Origin of the sequence: Christiangramia fulva (assembly GCF_003024155.1) — a bacterium.
GTDB classification, from domain to species: Bacteria; Bacteroidota; Bacteroidia; order Flavobacteriales; family Flavobacteriaceae; genus Christiangramia; species Christiangramia fulva.
The window spans coordinates 1,054,135-1,072,078 of the sequence record NZ_CP028136.1 but is presented as its reverse complement, the minus strand read 5'-3'; the positions used below and the strand labels follow the sequence as shown (position 1 = coordinate 1,072,078).

Annotated in this window: 15 protein-coding genes and 1 tRNA gene; 8 read left to right on the top strand and 8 right to left on the bottom strand. The window is 41.5% G+C overall.

The genetic code is table 11. The annotated features are described in order from the left end of the window. Nucleotides 1-121: 121 nt before the first annotated feature. Both C7S20_RS04890 and C7S20_RS04885 read right to left on the bottom strand, forming a co-directional pair. Nucleotides 122-1,108, bottom strand: a complete 987-nt coding sequence (locus tag C7S20_RS04890) for a DUF1028 domain-containing protein (RefSeq protein ID WP_107011428.1) — start codon at nucleotides 1,106-1,108, stop codon at nucleotides 122-124. Between the two features lie 117 nt (nucleotides 1,109-1,225). Continuing rightward, nucleotides 1,226-1,525: a hypothetical protein gene (locus C7S20_RS04885; RefSeq protein ID WP_107011427.1), complete on the bottom strand. Its 300-nt coding sequence runs from the start codon at nucleotides 1,523-1,525 to the stop codon at nucleotides 1,226-1,228. A gap of 108 nt (nucleotides 1,526-1,633) precedes the next feature. On the opposite strand from C7S20_RS04885, the gene C7S20_RS04880 reads away from it, so the two are divergent. Beyond that, a tRNA-Arg gene (locus tag C7S20_RS04880) sits at nucleotides 1,634-1,705 on the top strand. A 190-nt stretch (nucleotides 1,706-1,895) separates the two neighbouring features. On the opposite strand, the gene C7S20_RS04875 is transcribed toward C7S20_RS04880, so the two are convergent. The 4 genes from C7S20_RS04875 to C7S20_RS04860 all read right to left on the bottom strand — a co-directional run bounded on the left by C7S20_RS04875 (nucleotide 1,896) and on the right by C7S20_RS04860 (nucleotide 7,850). Further along, nucleotides 1,896-3,809, bottom strand: coding sequence for a sialate O-acetylesterase (locus C7S20_RS04875; protein WP_107011426.1), 1,914 nt, complete (start codon nucleotides 3,807-3,809; stop codon nucleotides 1,896-1,898). A gap of 1 nt (nucleotide 3,810) precedes the next feature. Continuing rightward, a complete protein-coding gene (locus tag C7S20_RS04870; protein WP_107011425.1) occupies nucleotides 3,811-4,944 on the bottom strand; it encodes a glycoside hydrolase family 43 protein in 1,134 nt (377 codons plus the stop codon). 93 nt (nucleotides 4,945-5,037) lie between these two features. Then, nucleotides 5,038-6,351: a xylose isomerase gene (gene xylA, locus C7S20_RS04865; RefSeq protein WP_107011424.1), complete on the bottom strand. Its 1,314-nt coding sequence runs from the start codon at nucleotides 6,349-6,351 to the stop codon at nucleotides 5,038-5,040. A gap of 5 nt (nucleotides 6,352-6,356) precedes the next feature. Continuing rightward, a complete protein-coding gene (locus C7S20_RS04860) occupies nucleotides 6,357-7,850 on the bottom strand; it encodes a xylulokinase (RefSeq protein ID WP_107011423.1) in 1,494 nt (497 codons plus the stop codon). 182 nt (nucleotides 7,851-8,032) lie between these two features. On the opposite strand from C7S20_RS04860, the gene C7S20_RS04855 reads away from it, so the two are divergent. Beyond that, nucleotides 8,033-8,758 carry an NUDIX hydrolase gene (locus tag C7S20_RS04855; RefSeq protein ID WP_107011422.1) on the top strand — a complete coding sequence of 242 codons (726 nt, stop codon included), beginning with the start codon at nucleotides 8,033-8,035 and terminating at the stop codon, nucleotides 8,756-8,758. 88 nt (nucleotides 8,759-8,846) lie between these two features. On the opposite strand, the gene C7S20_RS04850 is transcribed toward C7S20_RS04855, so the two are convergent. Next, nucleotides 8,847-11,051: a glycoside hydrolase family 3 N-terminal domain-containing protein gene (locus C7S20_RS04850; protein WP_227009103.1), complete on the bottom strand. Its 2,205-nt coding sequence runs from the start codon at nucleotides 11,049-11,051 to the stop codon at nucleotides 8,847-8,849. Between the two features lie 392 nt (nucleotides 11,052-11,443). On the opposite strand from C7S20_RS04850, the gene nirK reads away from it, so the two are divergent. From nirK to C7S20_RS04830, 4 genes are read left to right on the top strand one after another with little or no spacing between them, the layout of a single operon-like run. Next, on the top strand, nucleotides 11,444-12,907 hold the full coding sequence (gene nirK / locus C7S20_RS04845) for a copper-containing nitrite reductase (RefSeq protein ID WP_107011420.1): 1,464 nt from the start codon (nucleotides 11,444-11,446) through the stop codon (nucleotides 12,905-12,907). A 7-nt stretch (nucleotides 12,908-12,914) separates the two neighbouring features. Continuing rightward, nucleotides 12,915-13,715 (top strand): formylglycine-generating enzyme family protein, encoded by an 801-nt coding sequence (locus tag C7S20_RS04840; RefSeq protein ID WP_107011419.1) that lies wholly within the window; start codon nucleotides 12,915-12,917, stop codon nucleotides 13,713-13,715. 2 nt (nucleotides 13,716-13,717) lie between these two features. After that, complete coding sequence (locus tag C7S20_RS04835; RefSeq protein WP_107011418.1) at nucleotides 13,718-14,344, top strand: SCO family protein; 627 nt, start codon at nucleotides 13,718-13,720, stop codon at nucleotides 14,342-14,344. 10 nt (nucleotides 14,345-14,354) lie between these two features. After that, nucleotides 14,355-15,608 carry an alginate export family protein gene (locus C7S20_RS04830; protein ID WP_107011417.1) on the top strand — a complete coding sequence of 418 codons (1,254 nt, stop codon included), beginning with the start codon at nucleotides 14,355-14,357 and terminating at the stop codon, nucleotides 15,606-15,608. A gap of 58 nt (nucleotides 15,609-15,666) precedes the next feature. Here C7S20_RS04830 and C7S20_RS04825 read toward each other — a convergent pair whose 3' ends face one another. Further along, a complete protein-coding gene (locus C7S20_RS04825; protein WP_107011416.1) occupies nucleotides 15,667-16,479 on the bottom strand; it encodes a response regulator transcription factor in 813 nt (270 codons plus the stop codon). Nucleotides 16,480-16,994: 515 nt separating this feature from the next. Between C7S20_RS04825 and C7S20_RS04820 the strand changes: the two genes are divergently transcribed. Then, nucleotides 16,995-17,210: a hypothetical protein gene (locus tag C7S20_RS04820; RefSeq protein WP_107011415.1), complete on the top strand. Its 216-nt coding sequence runs from the start codon at nucleotides 16,995-16,997 to the stop codon at nucleotides 17,208-17,210. Nucleotides 17,211-17,427: 217 nt separating this feature from the next. Then, the gene (locus C7S20_RS04815) at nucleotides 17,428-17,895 is read left to right on the top strand and encodes a YybH family protein (protein ID WP_107011414.1); all 468 of its coding nucleotides are present in this window, start codon (nucleotides 17,428-17,430) and stop codon (nucleotides 17,893-17,895) included. Nucleotides 17,896-17,944 lie beyond the last annotated feature (49 nt).

The following is a 17,944-nucleotide window of genomic DNA, read 5'->3' as shown; positions in this document are numbered from 1 at the left end:
GTATAAAGACTTAATTTAGAGGTGAGGCAAGATAATTAAAATTTGAAAATTTCGCGGATATCCATTGAAAATACTGGATAAAAGCATCTAAATACAACAAACAATGTTCCAGTTTTAGTGTCTATTCATTTGTGATACTTTTAATTTCTTCCGGGCTTAAATTTAAGAGTCCGGAGGCAGGAAGCCTTTTCAACATTTCCTTCCAGTTTTCATCTTTTTCGAAGATCTTCTGAAAAACAGTTTTTGCTTCTTCAAGCATCCCGCTATTGGCCATTGCGACTGCTTTCCAGAATTTCATTTCCAGGTTATCGGGGAACATTTTCTCTGCCGCACCGTATTCCTCAAGTGCTTTTTGGGTATTTCCGGCTTCCACGGCGAGATCACCATTATTCATATGCTCGTAGGCTCTTTCCACTTTCAGCAATCTCTCCAGTTCCTGAATAGGATTTTTATGGTCGTCAACCCTTAGGTCGATTTTTTTATCTTCCCAAAGCTTACTGGTTTTTTCGGGGCCAACCACGATAAGTGCAGCCGATTGTTTTCCGCGGATATCGCCTCCGGCTTTCTGCGCGGCCTTAAGGACTTCCATCACTCTTTCGGCCAGGGGATAATCAGAATACCTCATAAAAGCTTCTGCCATCGCCGGTACCACTTTATCGGTAAGCATCATATTGGCCTGCACCGAAAAGTTTTTTCCGGTGAGATCTTCGGCATATTCCACACATTTATCTCCGGTATAAGCTGAAACTCCTCCATTGGCATCGAGAAAAGCAACCTGCCTGTATGCCCGTCCTTCATCTTTTTCCACAAGTCGGGAGAGAGCTTCTCCGGCTGGAATTCCTTCAGCCATTAAATTTAATCCTTCCGGACCATATGCAGGATTTACGAATGACTGAGTGGCAACCACACCCACGCCCGCTCTTCCCCAGGGGACCAGTGCGCCAACCGAGAACCAGTGGCTTTGAACTCCAACGGCCATTTCACCGGTAATGGTATCTCGGGCTACAATAGAAAAAGTATGCGCAAAAGCCCCTTTTTCGGGATCTGCCTTCTGTGAATTAATAAAATGCGGACAAAGAGCAAGGGCAAAGATTAGTAGTTTCTTCATGGTTTTAAGATTAAAAAGCGCTCAGTTTTTGAAAATAATTTAAAAGCCGAAAGCAGCGGTATTTTCCTGTTCTGGTGCTAACTCAACAAAAATAAAAAATATCAGGATGAAAATTACTCATTCCTTTATAGTCATAACATTAAGGAATATTGGTCCTCCATCTACAGGATAACCTTCCACTTTTTCGGCTGTAAGCGTCACTTTTTTTCCTTCATATTTGTTGAGATCTACTTTTTCGCTTTTGAGAGCATATGTTTCATCATCAGTGATCAGCCGATGCGTTCCATACTGGTAGGAAGTAATCCCGGCAGGCTCAATAGTTCCGGTATACTCAGTCGCTACGGACTGGCTACTACTTCCGCAGGCAATGGCGAAAAGGAATATAATATTGAAACCTACGATAGATAATGTTTTCATGATCTTATTTTTATCTTCAATATAGCTGAAGTTTTACTGAAGAGAAAATTAAGTTTTGGAGAAGTAGTTTTATTTTCTGATTAAAGAGTTTATTTTTGTGCCCCTGAAGGCCTCATAGTTCAATGGATAGAATAGAAGTTTCCTAAACTTTAGATCCAGGTTCGATTCCTGGTGAGGCTACAACATAATTTAAACAATGCCCTCTTTATAGGCTCTACGAGAGGGCATTGTTATTTTGTGTCGACGGGTTGCCAACATCAGCGGCTTTTTTACGAATGTAAAGCTGGATGAACTTAATACTTTGACCAGGTTTTTAATTTCTTAATTGGATTTTTTCTAAACCTAAAGATGGCCTTATTTGATAATCTGTTCACCAATTGTCTGTTCTAAAAGGAGAAGCCGGCAGGCCTTCAGAATTATAGAGATTAGCAGTATCTGGGTTATCATCCCATCCATATCTTACTGCTACCGGATCTTTGACCTCCGGGCTATAAACAACCACCTGGTCTCCCTGAATCTCTGCCGTGGCCCACACGAATTCATGGTCCTTGCCTGCTATAGCAAAACCTTGCAGAGTTTTTCCTTTTGTCTTTAAACCTTCCGCGGTGTTGTTGAAGGAGATCACTATGGAGTCGCCGCTCACCCTTGAGGATTTGTACAGGGGTCCTCCGGGTACCACATCTTCGTTATAGGCTACTTTTCTTGCTGCCTGGGCTAAACGATCACCCACAGCTTTTTTGTTGAGCGGGTGAATATCATTCCACTCACCAACGTCAATAGTGACGGCCATTCCGGTATTTGGAACCGAAAGAGTCTGTGCCTGGGCTTCTCTTAAACGGGCCCAATTACTGTCTTGTGGTGTGTCTTTAGATTCCATAAAATTGGCTAACTGCACAAAGAGGAACGGAAGATCCTCCTGCCTAAATTTTTGTCTCCAATCTTTTATCATGGTGGTAAAGAGCTCCTTGTACTGGCCTGGGTTTCCCGTGTTTGATTCTCCCTGGTACCAAATCACCCCTTTCATTGTATAGGGTGTAATTGGATTGATCATCGCATTGTAAAGCCCTACCGGCTTCCAGCGGATAAAAGTTGGACTTTGAAGTGCCGGCATCGCGCCTCCCAGCTGGTATTTCCATGGACCTTTCAGGTCTATTTCGCGATTAGGAAAAACAAGTTTATAGGGTTTATCTGGTACAAAACCGCCTTGCCCGCTCTCGTTAATTACTCTAATAGTAAAAGTATTTTCACCGGCGTTTAAAACACCGGAGGGAATCTGGTAACGTCGGGGCGGATATTGATAAGTTGTATTTCCTACATAGGTCCCATTAACAAATACCGAATCGGCATCTACAATTCGCCCTAATAAAAGTTTAACAGGCTCTCCTTCTAAGTCCTTTGGAATTTCAACCTGGCGTTGAAACCAAACCGAGCCATTCTTGTTTCCCAGACCTGATGCCCAGTAGCCCGGAATTTTCATGGTGTCCCAGTTATTGGTCTTAGTTGTTCCATTAGACCATCCTTCGCGGACTCCTTTATCTTTTTCCTGTAGCTGTTCATACCATTGATGCATCCTTCTTGCATCAGATTCAGCAATGCTATCTCTGTAGGATTTATTCTGAAAACGTTGAAATTCTTCATAAGGAGCCGGAAACTTTTTCAGGGCTTCCTCACTTATCCAGGACTCAACAGGTGAACCACCGAGACTGGAATTGATGATCCCGATGGGAATTTGATATCGCGGATAAAGATTTTTCGCAAAGAAATAGGCTACAGCCGATAATTCGCGGATATTCTCCTGGCTCACTGGTGCCCAATGTCCGCTTTCCAGGTCCTGGTGTACTTCATTGAAATCATAGGTTTTGGGCACTTCAAAGAACCGTAGTTCGTTATTGGAGGCCGTTGCTATCTCATCTTCATAGCGGGGCTCTACTCTTGACATGGGTAATTCCATGTTTGATTGGCCCGAGGCTAACCACACATCCCCAACATAAATATCTTTTAATACTATCTCATTTTTACCTTTAATATTCATCTCAAAAGGGCCACCCGCTTTTAATCCTGAAATCGTCATTGACCAATCGCCATTTTGATCGGCCGTTGTGGTATAGGTCTTTTGTAAGAAGTGAATGCTTACAGGCTCTCCCTTTGAAGCCCAGCCCCATACATTTACATTTGAATTTCTTTGCAGAACCATTCCGTCGCTCACCAGTCGCGGAAGACGAACTTGAGCCTGGCTAATCTGAAAAAAGCATATTGAAATAAAAAGAAGCAGTAAATTTTTCATTCTATTGGTCTTGTTGTTCATCAGTAGTTGGTTCAGTCATGGCATCGAGAGTTCGTATGCTTCCGTCTTCATTAAATCTAAGTTCTGTCATTTTGATGCTTCTCAGGTATGTTTTTCCGCCAGAGAGAGAACTGTCGTGATAGAACAGATACCATTTTCCATTGTATTTTACAATAGAATGATGATTGGTCCAACCAAGAACCGGGTTTAGAAGAACGCCCTGGAAAGTGAACGGCCCATAGGGATTATCTGATGTGGCATAGACAATTTTGTGGGTGTCCCCTGTTGAATAAGAAAGGTAATATTTGTCGTTCATCTTATGAACCCAGGCCGCTTCAAAAAATCTTCGTTCATTATCTCCAACTTTGAGATCGTTACCTTCTTTATCCAGGATCCTTACGCTTCGCGGAGCTTCGGCAAAGCTGGTCATATCTTCGCTAAGCCGTGCTATTTTAGGCTGAAGAGCGGCTGCAGTATCAGCAGGGTATTTATCTTCATTGACATATTTCCCGGAAGACCATCTCTGAAGTTGGCCTCCCCAAATCCCACCGAAATACATATAATATTGTCCATCAGAATCCTGAAAAACAGCAGGGTCTATACTAAAGCTGTTCTCAATGGGTTTTGGTAGTGCTGTAAAAGGACCCGCCGGATTCTTTGAAGTAGCTACTCCAATCTTAAATATATTATCTTTATTTTTTGCCGGAAAATAGAGATAATAAGTGCCGTCTTTCTCGGCTGCATCTGGTGCCCACATTTGTCTTTTCGCCCAGGGCACATCCTTGATGTCAAGGGCTACCCCATGATCAACAACTTTAGCCCCTATGCTGTCCATGGAATAAACATGGTAATCTTTCATATCAAAATGACTGCCCTCATCATCTTCCGGGATTCCTGAATCGTAATCGTGAGAAGGATAAATGTATATTTTTCCATTGAAAACATGAGCAGAGGGATCGGCAGTATAATTGTCAGTAACAAGTGGTTCGGAATCTATTTTAAGAGGTTGTTGCTCCTCAAGACTGTCCTGTTTTTCTTCCGGGCTACTTTGTTGTTTCTGATTTTGCCCGCAGGATATTACCAATAGACCTGCCAGGGAAAGAAGAGAAAATCGGATTATTAAATTTTTTTTCATGGGAATAAGTTTAAAAGAAATAAAATTAACCGCCTCACTATGGGCTGATGAGGCGGTTTTAAGAAAAAATAAATTAAGATTTAAGATCTGCGATTAGTAAGAATTCGCGATGATCTGCTCATAAAGTTCCTGTTGACCGCTGATTTGTTCAGGTTCGCCATTTTCGCGGGCGATACGGCTCAAATCTTCTAAAGATAATTCGCCATTTTCGTATTTAGCACCGTTTCCTTTATCGAAAGATGAATATCTTTCTTTTCTCAACTTCTTGTAATTTGTTTTTTCAAGGATCTCATTTGCACAGATTAATCCTCTGGCAAAAACATCCATACCGGCGACATGGGCAATGAACTTATCTTTAAGATCGGTAGAATTCCTTCGTACTTTAGCGTCAAAATTAATTCCGCCATCTTTTATGCCACCGCCTTCAAGAATTACCAGCATTGCCTGGGTAATTTCATAGAGATTGATAGGGAATTGATCGGTATCCCAACCATTTTGATAATCTCCTCTATTCGCGTCGATACTTCCCAGCATTCCTGCATCTATCGCGACCTGCAACTCATGCTGAAAAGTGTGGCCCGCAAGAGTGGCATGATTTACCTCAATATTGAGCTTGAAATCATCTTGAAGTCCGTACTTGTTTATGAAGGATAAAGAAGTAGCGGCATCAAAATCATATTGATGCTTGGTGGGTTCCATCGGTTTTGGTTCAATGAAGAAGGTGCCTTTAAAACCTTGTTTCCTGGCATAATCCTTACAGGTATGAAGGAATTGTCCCAGGTGATTCAGCTCCCTTTTCATATTGGTATTGAGCAAGCTCATATAGCCTTCGCGTCCTCCCCAGAATACATAGTTTTCTCCGCTCAGAGCGATAGTAGCATCCAGGGCAATTTTAGCCTGACCGCCGGCATAGGCCAGCACGTCAAAATTGGGATTGGTAGCCGCACCATTCATGTAACGCGGGTTGCTGAAAAGATTAGAGGTACCCCAAAGCAGTTTTATACCCGTATCTTTTTGCTTCTGCTTGGCGTATTCCACCATTGTTTGAACACGTTTTTCATACTCTGATAGGCTGGGGGCTTCATCCACTACATCCACATCATGGAAACAGTAATAGGGTGTTCCAAGCTTAGCCATGAATTCGAAAGCGGCATCCATTTTATCTTTAGCCCGGGTAATTGGATCTTCACTTTTATCCCATGCAAAAGTTTCTGTGCCCGGACCAAATGGATCTGCTCCTGTGTTATTGAAGGTGTGCCAATAAGCAGTAGCAAAACGCAGATGTTCCTTAAGGGTTTTGCCGGCTACTTTTCTGTTTTCGTCATACCATTTAAAAGCCAGCGGATTGTCACTATCCCTGCCTTCAAATTTGACTTTGTCGATTCCTTTAAAAAATTTGTTTTCCATATTCTTTAAGATTCTATTTTTATATGTTGTTTCCAGTTTTCGTAAATATCTTCAAACTGATCCTTTAGTTCCTTTTTAGGTTCAAGACTCTCCAGAATTTGCAGATTTGCAAAGGCTTCATTCAGGTCATTGTAATAACCGAAACCGAATGCGGCTCCACGCGCTGCTCCTTCGGCTCCCGAAGTTTTGTATAGCTGAAGATTAGCCTGAGTGGTATTGCAAAAAATTTCCCTAAAAATGGGACTCAGAAAAAGATTGCCTTTTCCGGCGCGTACCACATCTCCATTGATTCCCAGGGATTTCATAACATCAAATCCATAATTCATGGCAAAAACGATTCCTTCGCATGCCGACCTTATGAGGTGGGCTGGTTTGTGAATGTTGAAATTAAGGTTTTCAATGCCTGAATTTACGGGACGGTTATTGAAGATCCTCTCAGCACCATTTCCGAAGGGATAAAATCTTAAGCCGTCACTGCCCGGGCCAACTTTTGCAGCTTCTTCGTTCAACAGGTCGTAGGATAACAGTTCCTTACAACCCAGGGAGATTGTTTTTCTAAGCCATTGGTAAAGAATACCCGATCCGTTTATGATACCAAGGATACCATTGCGTTTTTGATCGGCCTGGTTATTTACATGCAGAAAGGTATTGATACGACCTTGTTCATCTGAAATATCTTTATCTGTCACGGCATAGACTACGGCCGAGGTGCCAGCTGTGGTGGCGATCTCTCCCGGATGCAGAACATTGAGGGAAAGGGCGTTGTTAGGCTGATCTCCGGCACGATAGCTGATTACCGTTTCAGGGCTAAGTCCCAGCTCTTCCGCAATTTTTGGATGTATTTTGGCCTGCTTTCCAAAACAGGGAACAATCTCTGGGATCAATTCTTCAGACAAGCCCATCTTGTTTAGAACTCCATCTGCAATTTTACCGGCAGAAAAGTTCCAGAGCGCTGCTTCAGAAAGGCCGGTAGCGGTGGTTTGTGCCTGCCCGGAAAATTTTGCCGCAATAAAATCGCCGGGAAGCATCATGTATTTGGCTTTCGCATAATTTTCGGCTTCATGCGTTTTTACCCATTTCAGTTTAGAGGCTGTAAAATTACCGGGGCTTCCCAGGATCTCCTGGCGGCATTCATTCTGACCTATATTGTTAAAAGCTTCTTCTCCTATGCTTACCGCTCTGCTGTCACACCAAATAATGGAAGGTCGCAGAGGGTGCAGATTCTCATCTGTGAGAACAAGGCCGTGCATCTGGTAGGCAATTCCTATTGCACTTATTTTTTTTAGATTGATCTGATGTTTTTTAGCCAGTTTTTGGATGCCTTGTTTTACATATTTCCACCACAAATTTGGGTCTTGCTCTGCCCAGCCAAATTGTGGCGCCACTATCTCCATTTCAGATTCCGGCAGGGAAACTACGCAGATTTCCTTTCCTTTTTCTGCATCAAGCACAGAAAGTTTTATGGAGGAACTACCGAGATCTATTCCTAAAAAGTACATATGATTAGGGTTTTCTGGTTGTCAAATTTTTGATTGCATATAAGATTTAGTTGTTTCCAATTATCTTATAGTTCATATGACTACAAGTTTAGATATTAATTTTTACTTTAGCAATCTAATACCAGAAATTATCTAAAACGAACTTTATTAAAAGGACTGGTTTCCAATTAACAACAAAAGCTATGACCATAAAAAAGACTTTCATTAGTGGAGAAACCGATGAGGCATTAGAAGGCTCAGTTATGGATTCCATAACCATTGATTGTGTAATTTTTGGATTTGAAGAAGGGAGTCTTGAAGTGTTGTTGGTTAGGCACGGCAGGGGGATACGCGAAGGTGAATGGGGTTTGCCCGGGGGCTGGATCAGGCGGGATGAAAGTATAGATGAGGCGGCTTACCGACTTCTTAACGATCTTACCGGGGTAAAAAATGTTTACCTGGAGCAACTGAAGGCTTTTGGTGATCCCGATCGATTTCCTGCTGGAAGAGTGATCACCATTGGATATTATGCCCTGGTCAAGAAAGAGGGCAATCGCATTAAGGCAGGTTTTACGGCTTCAGAAGCAAGATGGTGTAAAATAAAAGAGGTGCCGGGGCTCATTTATGATCATAATAAGATTTTGAATTATGCCCTGGAGCAGCTTCAAAGCAGGGTCCGTAAAGAACCTATCGGTTTCAATTTACTTCCTTCAAAATTCACACTTCTGCAACTCATGCAGCTTTATGAAGAGATACTGGGGGTTCAAATGGATAAACCCAATTTCAGAAGAAAATTTCTGAAAATGAAACTTCTGGTAGATCAAAAAGAAAAACAAAAAGATGTCTCCCATCGCGCGGCAAAACTTTACAGCTTTGATGATGATGTTTATAAAAGGTTAACCCAACAGGGTTTTACTTTTGAATTTTGAAACCGATAAGAGCAGCTTGTTTCTTTTCAGACCAAAACTTCGATGGGAACATAAAAATTTAAAAGCTTCTGCTCGATATTTTAAAGAATTATCTCACCTGAAATTCAGCTTCTTTTACTTTGGGCATTCCCAGCTCCATGTTTCTCTGGTTTGGTGTTGAACCTCCAATATAAATCTTGAATTTTCCTTTTTCGATGATCTTTTTTCCTTCATTGGTGACCAATTGCATCATTTCAGGAGTAATTTCAAAGCTCACTTGTTTTGATTCTCCCGGTTCCAGTTGAATTCTTTTTATCCCAAAAAGTTGATACCTTGGAGCTTCTACCGAGGTTTGTTCATCGGCAACATATAACTGAACAACTTCCTGGGCAGGCATTTTTCCTGTATTTTTCACTGAAGTGCTTGCAATGAGAGAATTTCCTTTTTTGACGCTGATTTTAGAAAGACTAATTGGAGCATATTCAAAGCTGGAATAGCTTAGGCCATAGCCAAAGTCATACATAGGTTCAGCTTTCATATATTTATAAGTTCTGCCATTCATGCTGTAGTCCTGGTATGGAGGCAAATCTTCGAGTGATTTGGGAAAAGTGATGGGCAGTCGTCCGGAAGGGGAGACCTTTCCGAAAATTATATCAGCTACTGCATTACCTCCTTCTTCGCCCGGATACCATACCATAAGCACAGCATCGGCAAGCTCATGAACTTCTTGCAGGTTCATAGGACTTCCGCCGGTGATCACAACAATAACGGGTTTGTCTTTAGCGGCTTTACGAAGTTTTCGCAGGTATTCTATCTGGTTTTGAGGAATATTGTAATCCAGCCTGTCTCCAAAGGTCTCGGAGGCAATAGATTCACCTTCTTCTCCTTCCAGGATTCCGGAGATTCCCAAAACAGCAATAGTGGCATCGCTGTTACCGGCATTTGGCGAAGCCCAGTCTTCAGGATTTTTATTAGGAGTAGCTAAAAGGGTTCCCTGACGGTATTGCAGTTGACTTTCGGGACTAATTGCGCCGGCAATTCCTTCTAAAACGGTCACCAGGTTTGAATTTATACCGTGATAATTACCCAGGAGTACCTCTAAACTTGTAGCATTGGGACCGGTGATAAAATACTTTGAAAGATCATTTTTTAAGGGAAGCACTCCATCGTTCTTAAGCATTACAACTGATTCTATCGCGGTTTTTTTCGCCAGTTCGCGATTTTCTTTGGTGTTGATATCTTTAGCGGAAAGATCAGCATAAGGAGTAGCGTCTTCCGGATCAAATAAACCCAGTTTAAACCTCGTTTCCAGAAGGGTCGCAAGTCGCTTATCAATTTCTTCCTCCGAAACGAGCCCTTTTTTTACAGCTTCCGGTAAATATGAATAAGTGTTTCCGCAGTTTAGGTTTACCCCTGTTTTAACAGCAAGAGCAGCGGCTTCGGCAGGAGATTCCACTACATGATGACCGTTGTAAAGATCGGCAAGTGCACCACAATCGCTTACGATGTGACCCTTAAAATTCCATTGATCTCTTAATACATCCTGAATAAGATATTTGTTGGCGCAACAAGGTTCACCATTGGTACTGTTGTAAGCGCACATGATGGTTTCTACATCGGCATCTACCAGTGCGTGAAAGGCGGGCAGGTAAGTTTCCCATAGATCTTTTTGAGATGCTTCGGCATTGAATTCATGTCTTAGCTTTTCTGGGCCGCTATGGACGGCGTAGTGTTTGGCTGCTGCCGCGGTTTTCAGGTAATTTGGGTCATCCCCCTGCAGGCCTTTGACAAAAGCCACTCCCATTTGAGAAGTTAAAAACGGATCTTCGCCATAAGTTTCCTGTCCGCGGCCCCACCTGGGGTCACGAAAGATGTTGATATTCGGTGTCCAGAAAGTAAGTCCGCTGTATTGTTTGCGATAGCCTTTTTTTACGGCTTCATTATAATTGGCTCTGGCCTCATCTGAAATTGTTGTAGCAACTTTTTTAATGAGTTCGGGATCAAAAGTAGCTCCCATTCCGATGGCTTGTGGGAAAACCGTGGCTACTGCTGAACGGCCAAGGCCATGGAGCGCTTCATTCCACCAATTATATTCTGGGATTCCCAGGCGTTCTATTGCAGGACTGTTATTAGACATTTGTCCGGCCTTCTCTTCCAGGGTCAATCGATTGATTAAATCTTTTATTCTTTCTTCGGTGCTCAGGGACGTGTCCTGAAATGGGAGCTTATTTTCTACAGAAGTCTGCGCCTTCATAAAAAAGGAAGAGCATAGTAGTAGAAATGTAAAAATTCTCGTTAGTACTGAGTTTTCCATTGATATTTTCCAGGTAAAAAGTTGTTTTTTCGAAAGCAGGTGAATTTGAAGAAATTCAATATTATCGAATAAAGGTAAAAAAGTAAACTGAGAAACCAGTCAGATTAATTCTGATGGAACGAAATTTTACCTGTCTCTTTCGGGGTATTTGAATTCAGCAACAAAATCGCGGTACACATTCAACTACGATAGGATAGTTTTCAATTTAGAACCCTTGCAAATCCTCCTTAAAAAAACATTGTGTCTGGCAAATTCCAATGACTCTTCCCTTCCAATGTAAAACTTTCCTTTAGTGGACAAAACTTCTAAATATTTCGAAACATGATTCCTATCATATATTTCGGACAACTTTGTCTTTAATTTTACCCCAGAAATAAAAAGTTAATTTCACCATGAAAAAAATATTTAAATTCCGAAGAACCTATCTATGGTATGTGGCCGCACTTTTTCTTGGTGTGTCCCTGCAGTCCTGTATCTCTGATGCCGAAGGTTCTACTACTGAAATAAGTACAGTATCCTCAATGAAAGCCCAATTAACCGCTCCTCCATTCGTTCCCCCGCCTGTTGGAGCCAGGAAAGCTGCTAAATTAACCGTGGATATGGAGGTCATCGAAAAGGAAGGGGAAATGACAGACGGTGTAAAATATGTTTACTGGACCTTTAACGGTACCGTTCCTGGAAGCTTTATTAGAACCAGGGTTGGAGATGAAGTGGAATTTCATTTAAAAAACAATCCTAATAATAAGCTGCCTCACAACATTGATATGCATGCTGTTACCGGCCCCGGCGGTGGTGCTGTATCAACTTTTGTAGCTCCCGGACAGGAAAAGGTTTTCTCTTTCAAAACGCTAAATCCCGGACTCTTTGTTTACCATTGTGCCACTGCGCCTGTAGGGATGCACATTGCCAATGGTATGTACGGTCTCATTTTGGTTGAGCCTAAAGGTGGACTTCCTCCTGTAGATAAAGAATATTACGTAATGCAGGGAGATTTCTACACTAAAGGTAAATATGGCGAGCCCGGCCTGCAGCCCTTTGACATGGAGAAAGCTATTGATGAACGCCCTGATTACGTAGTGTTCAACGGAAAAGTTGGCGCTCTTAATGATGACAATGCTCTTACAGCTAAAGCCGGAGAGACAGTTCGCCTTTTCGTTGGAAACGGTGGACCTAATAAAGTATCTTCTTTTCACGTGATTGGGGAAATCTTCGATAAAGTACATGTGGAAGGTGGTGATCTTGTTAATGAGAATGTGCAAACCACGCTTATCCCTTCTGGAGGCGCAGCGATGATAGAATTCAAAGTTCAGGTTCCCGGAACTTATCTGCTGGTAGACCACTCGATTTTCAGAGCCTTTAACAAAGGAGCTCTGGGGATGCTCAAGGTTTCCGGTGAAAAAAATGCCAAAATCTATTCCGGTACTCAAATTGAAAGAACCTATGATCCTGACGGAACTTTAGCAAAAGCTAAACCCGCTGTTGAAGCTGGGGAAAAACTTGCGGAAGCTGCAAAAAAGTCCGGTAAATCTATCGAAGAACAAAAAGAACATGGAAAAAAGATCTTTATGCAAACCTGTTTCGCATGTCATCAGGCAAACGGGCAGGGAATCCCTGGAGCATTTCCTCCTCTTGCTAAATCAGATTATCTCAACAAAGATATTGCCAGGGCAATTGGTGTTGTGAAGCATGGCCTGAATGGCGAGGTTACCGTGAATGGAACTACTTTCAACAGCGCGATGCCGGCCCAAAGTCTGAGTGACGAGGAAATTGCAGATGTACTGACCTATGTTTACCATAATTTTGAGAATAACAAATCTGTAGTAACACCTGAGATGGTGAAAGCGCAGTCTAAATAATAAGAAAATGTTTAAAAAGATGCTCGATCATAAAAATGGAATTTTGGTAATGATGTTGAGTCTTGTATTTACAGCATCTTTTGCCCAGAAAAATTCAGAAATGGCCTTGGTTAAAGGGGGAGAATATATCCCCCTTTACGGGTCAGACTCTACACTCGTGGAGGTTGATGAGTTTTATATGGATAAATTCCCGGTGACTAATGCTCAATATCTTGAGTTTCTGAAAAATCATCCCGAGTGGGTGAGATCTGCGATTAAACCGCTATTCGCTGACGATAGGTATCTGGCCACCTGGGAAAGTGACCTTTCATTCGGAAAGGATAATTTACCTGATGCACCTGTTACTAATGTTTCCTGGTTTGCCGCTAAAAAATATTGCGAATGTCAGGGAAAGAGGTTGCCAAAAATGGACGAATGGGAATTTGTGGCCATGGCTGATGAAACTACTATAGACGCCCGGATCAAGCAGGATTTTAACCAGCGCATTCTTTCCTGGTACGAGACCGCCAACACCTATGCGAAACCAGTGGGCAGCACCTTCAGGAATTACTGGGGCGTGTATGACATGCACGGGCTGGTTTGGGAATGGACCATGGACTTTAACAGTGTACTGCTCTCTCCGGCTTCCCGTGGTAACGGAGGAGGAGACTCCAATCTTTTTTGCGGCAGCAGCGCAATTGGCGCTACCGACCTTATGGATTATGCGGCCTTTATGAGGTATGCCTTCCGCAGGAGCATAAAAGCGAGGTATGATATTAAAAACCTTGGATTCAGATGTGCTAAAAGCATCAACGATAAAAATCTATAATTATGAAAAAAATGATCCTGGCAGGTGTTTTGAGCTTACTATTGTTCGCTTCCTGCAATAATAATTCTTCAAAGAAGACTTCTAAAGTAATCGCTTCCAATGAAAAAGAAGCGGTTGTGAAAAATGATATTCCAGATATGTCTCTTTTCAATCTTTCCTCTACCTGGACAACCCAAAACGGGAAAGATATTAAGCTTGCAGATTTACAGGGAGACGTGTTGGTGATGGTGATGATCTATACTTCCTGTACCACCGCCTGTCCCCGCCTGGTGGCCGATATGAAAAATATTGAAGAGCGTTTGCCAGAAGCTGCCAAAAAGCATGTAAAAATGGTATTTGTGAGTATCGATCCTGAAACTGATACTCCTGAGCGGCTTAAAACTTTTGCACAGGATCGAAATATGGATCAGGATCCCTGGCTATTTCTTCGTTCCAGTGAAGAAAACACACGCGAATTTGCAGCTGTTGTGGCTGTGAATTACAAAGAGATCAATCCTATGACTTTCTCGCACTCCAATATTATAAGTGTTTTTAGCCCCAAAGGGGAATTGCTTTTCCAACAGGAAGGGCTTGGTGTAAATTCCGATGAAACTGTACAAAGTATTGAAACCGCGGTGAGCGAAATGTAACTATGGAAAGATGAAAAAAATAATATTCCTGGCGTTCTTCGGAATGCTCAGCCAGCTTAATTTTGCGCAGGAATTTAGCGCTGACCTGCAACTAAGGCCCCGATACGAGTTCAGGAACGGTTATAAAACCTTGCTGAATGATGCGCAGGAACCGGCGAATTTTGTTTCTCAACGCTCGCGACTCAACCTGGATTTTGCTGAAGAAAAACTGAAGCTGAAGTTCTCGCTTCAGAACATCAGGGTTTGGGGAGATGTGTCCACGCTGAATGTGAGTGATAAGAATGGGGTTCAGGTTTTCGAGGCCTATGGTCAGTATGCCTTCAATGACAGATGGAGCTTTAAAGCCGGGCGGCAGGTGATCTCTTATGATAATCAGCGTATTTTTGGTGAGGTAGATTGGGCCCAGCAGGCCAGGAGCCATGATGCGCTGGTGTTTTCTTTTAAAAATGCAGAAAAGCAGCAGCTGGACCTTGGAGCCGCTATAAATGCTGAAGGAGAAGACCTGGTGAGAAAACCTTACGAGCTCAATAACTATAAGAATTTTCAGTATGCCTGGTATCATCTTGATTTTGCCACTTCTGCCATAAGTTTTCTGGCGCTTAATACAGGCTTTGAATATATGAATGCCCTGCAGCAAACGCACACCGATTACCTTCAAACCTTTGGCTCTTATTTCAGTTTTAAAGGAACAAAGATCTTTGGAGATCTTGCGGCTTATGCTCAAACTGGCCAACGCAATGGTCTTGATGCCGAAGCATTTTATGCCGGTGCCAATCTAAACTATGCCTTCAACAGCAGCTGGGCGGCAGGTTTAGGTGCCGAATATCTCTCCGGAAAAGACTCCGACGATACTTCCGGAAAAATCAAATCTTTCGAACCGCTTTTTGGCACCAACCACGCTTTCAACGGCTATATGGATTATTTTTATGTTGGGAATCACCTGAATTCAGTAGGACTCTTAGATGCCTATGCTAAAATCAACTTTGCTACCGATAAGTGGAAATTTTCGGCCTTGCCACATGCTTTTTATGCTCCGGCACAACTCAGCGACAACAATGGGAATGAAATGCAGAATTACCTGGGAACAGAGATCGATCTTGTTGCAGGTTATAAATTGTACAAAGACCTTTCTCTCGCCTTTGGATACTCGCAGATGTTCGGTACCAACAGCCTGGAGGTTCTAAAAGGAGGAGATGCCGGAAATGTCCAAAATTGGTCCTGGCTTATGCTGAATTTCCATCCCTTACTGTTTCATATAAAATAAATAAAAACCAACCTCTTAGGGCCAAAACTGAAGCCCTTTTCCTGAATTGGAAATATCTTTAATTCAGGCTGTGAGGAATTATTCCGCTTGTCAGGCATTTTGCCACTAACTCAGTGGTATTGGTACAACCGCTTTTTTGCAGGACATTCCTTCTATGAGTTTTAATGGTATGCGGGGAAAGATTGAGTTCCCCGGCAATTTGTTCCGCATTTAAACCTTTGGATAATTTAATAACAACCTGTTTTTCCCTTTCTGTAAAGATTTCGGAAAAATCATTTTTTCTGTGATCGTAAGCTTCTGGATCAAATTTTCCTTCGGAAATATCGATATTCAAATAACATTTTCCACCATTCATATGAATAAAGGAAACCGTGTTGGTACTGGTTATCTTGAGGTGGGTGACATCTGTTTGAATGCATAAAACGTGTTCAGGTGCTCCGTTTTCCAGGACGCTAAGTGGAAATGCCTGGTACAGCATTATTCTAATATTTTCGTCTGCATCTTTCATCCGGTAAGAAAACATGTTTTTATAATCAAGAACATCTTCTTTATCCAGGAAAGAAGTGTAAAAATCACTGATTACCCTGCTCTTAAGTTTGATGCTTTTTATTTCTTCCGGAAGTATGGATTTAACCAGTTCCTGGACATTTATTTGTTCAGCATCTTTCCCAACAAAATTCTTTACTGAATCTGAAACATATTCCAGTTCGAAATTATGAAGATTCACGATATATAGATAGGAATTTCCCGGGGCAAAAATGGAGGCGAATTTTTTAAAATCGGCAGAAATTTGAAAAGGGCGATACTCTTTTACCTTACGGGAATACATCTCCTTCCAGTAATCTATGATTTTTTTGAGATCTTCTTGCATCAGGTCTGGTGATTCGAGTGCTAAAGATAGGAAATATAAAGCTTCCGAAAGAAGTCATACTTTTTCAAAAAATCTTTCGGCAAGCAAAAAGCCTCCAGAGAAATTCTGAAGGCTCTTTCGCCAAACTTCTGATCTAAATTGAAAATTGATCCACGTTAACGTTTGTACCCCAACATAACATTATGGAAGATTGGCCCTACCCGTGCTTCCGCATGGATCACATCCAATTTAAAAATCATTAATCTGGCGATGCTAAGATAAAAACGTGAAGTCTGTCATGAAATACCCTTAAAAAGGTATTTTTTCTTTCATTCAGGCTAAACAATCTGATTAAAAAATTGAAAAAGTATGAACACTTGTTAATATTTATGTTGATAATTGCTGACTTATAGAGAATTACAAAACCTGATATTGCGTAAATTGTACCTGCTGAAAAATGTTTTTTTTGAACCGCTTTTCTGTGTTCTCTTAAGCAATTTTTTGGCAGGCTTTTATCAACCAAAGACCCCAATCTTATGAGAATTTCTCTTCATCCTATCAAAAGCCTGGAAAGAGATATCAAGTTTTCCCTGGTTCATTCCTTTCTAAAACTTCTTTTTATCCTGGGCATTGCTTTTTTGGTATTCCTGATAACTTCTAAAACCTATGTTCCATCCGCGGGAATAAACACTTCTTATGAAATAATTCCGCAGGATACGCCACCGGCACCTTATTCATACCGGTCCTCCTAGGCAGGAGTTTCCTATTAATTTTGCTGAAGGTTTTACCTTTTTTAGCCTATTTCAGCTTTAGGTTTTTTATTAGAGGCTCAACCAAAACTTTTTCACGGCTCAGGATTTTTTTCTAAAAAAAGTAAAAAGAAAATTCAAAAATTTCATAATCTTCAAGGAGTTTGAGACGATTTGTTTGAAGATTTGTAAATTTAAGAAGCTTCAAAAAAAAAGGAAGATGAAAAAAACGGTATTCTTATTATTGATTTTTCTTGTTTTTACCAATTGCGCAGGCGATGAAAACGCCGAAAAACCCAAGGATCAAATTGAAGATCAGGTTCAGAAAGCCTACAACAAAATGTTTAAATCTTATGCCGAAGGAACCGACGATTTCTTTGAATATTACGAAGATGATTTCGTAAGAGTTGAGAGTGATGGCAGTATTCATACAGGGATTGATCAACCCAAAAAGGATTGGAACAGGTTTCTGAAAACCCATAAAGTAGAACTTCTAAATTATGAGGAAGACCCAAAAATGGTCATCGGCTCTGATCAGGTGGTCACCATAGGTAAGTTCAAAGAACTTTTTATCGAAAAAAAATCACAGGATACTACCAGGAATACCGGAGTTTATATTTCTTCCTGGAGAAAACAGCCCGATGGGAAATGGAAAATAAGCATGGATACATTTCACGCCGGATTGTAGTCATGAAGTATTTTCAAGATCATAATAAAGCTTTAACACTCCTTTCACT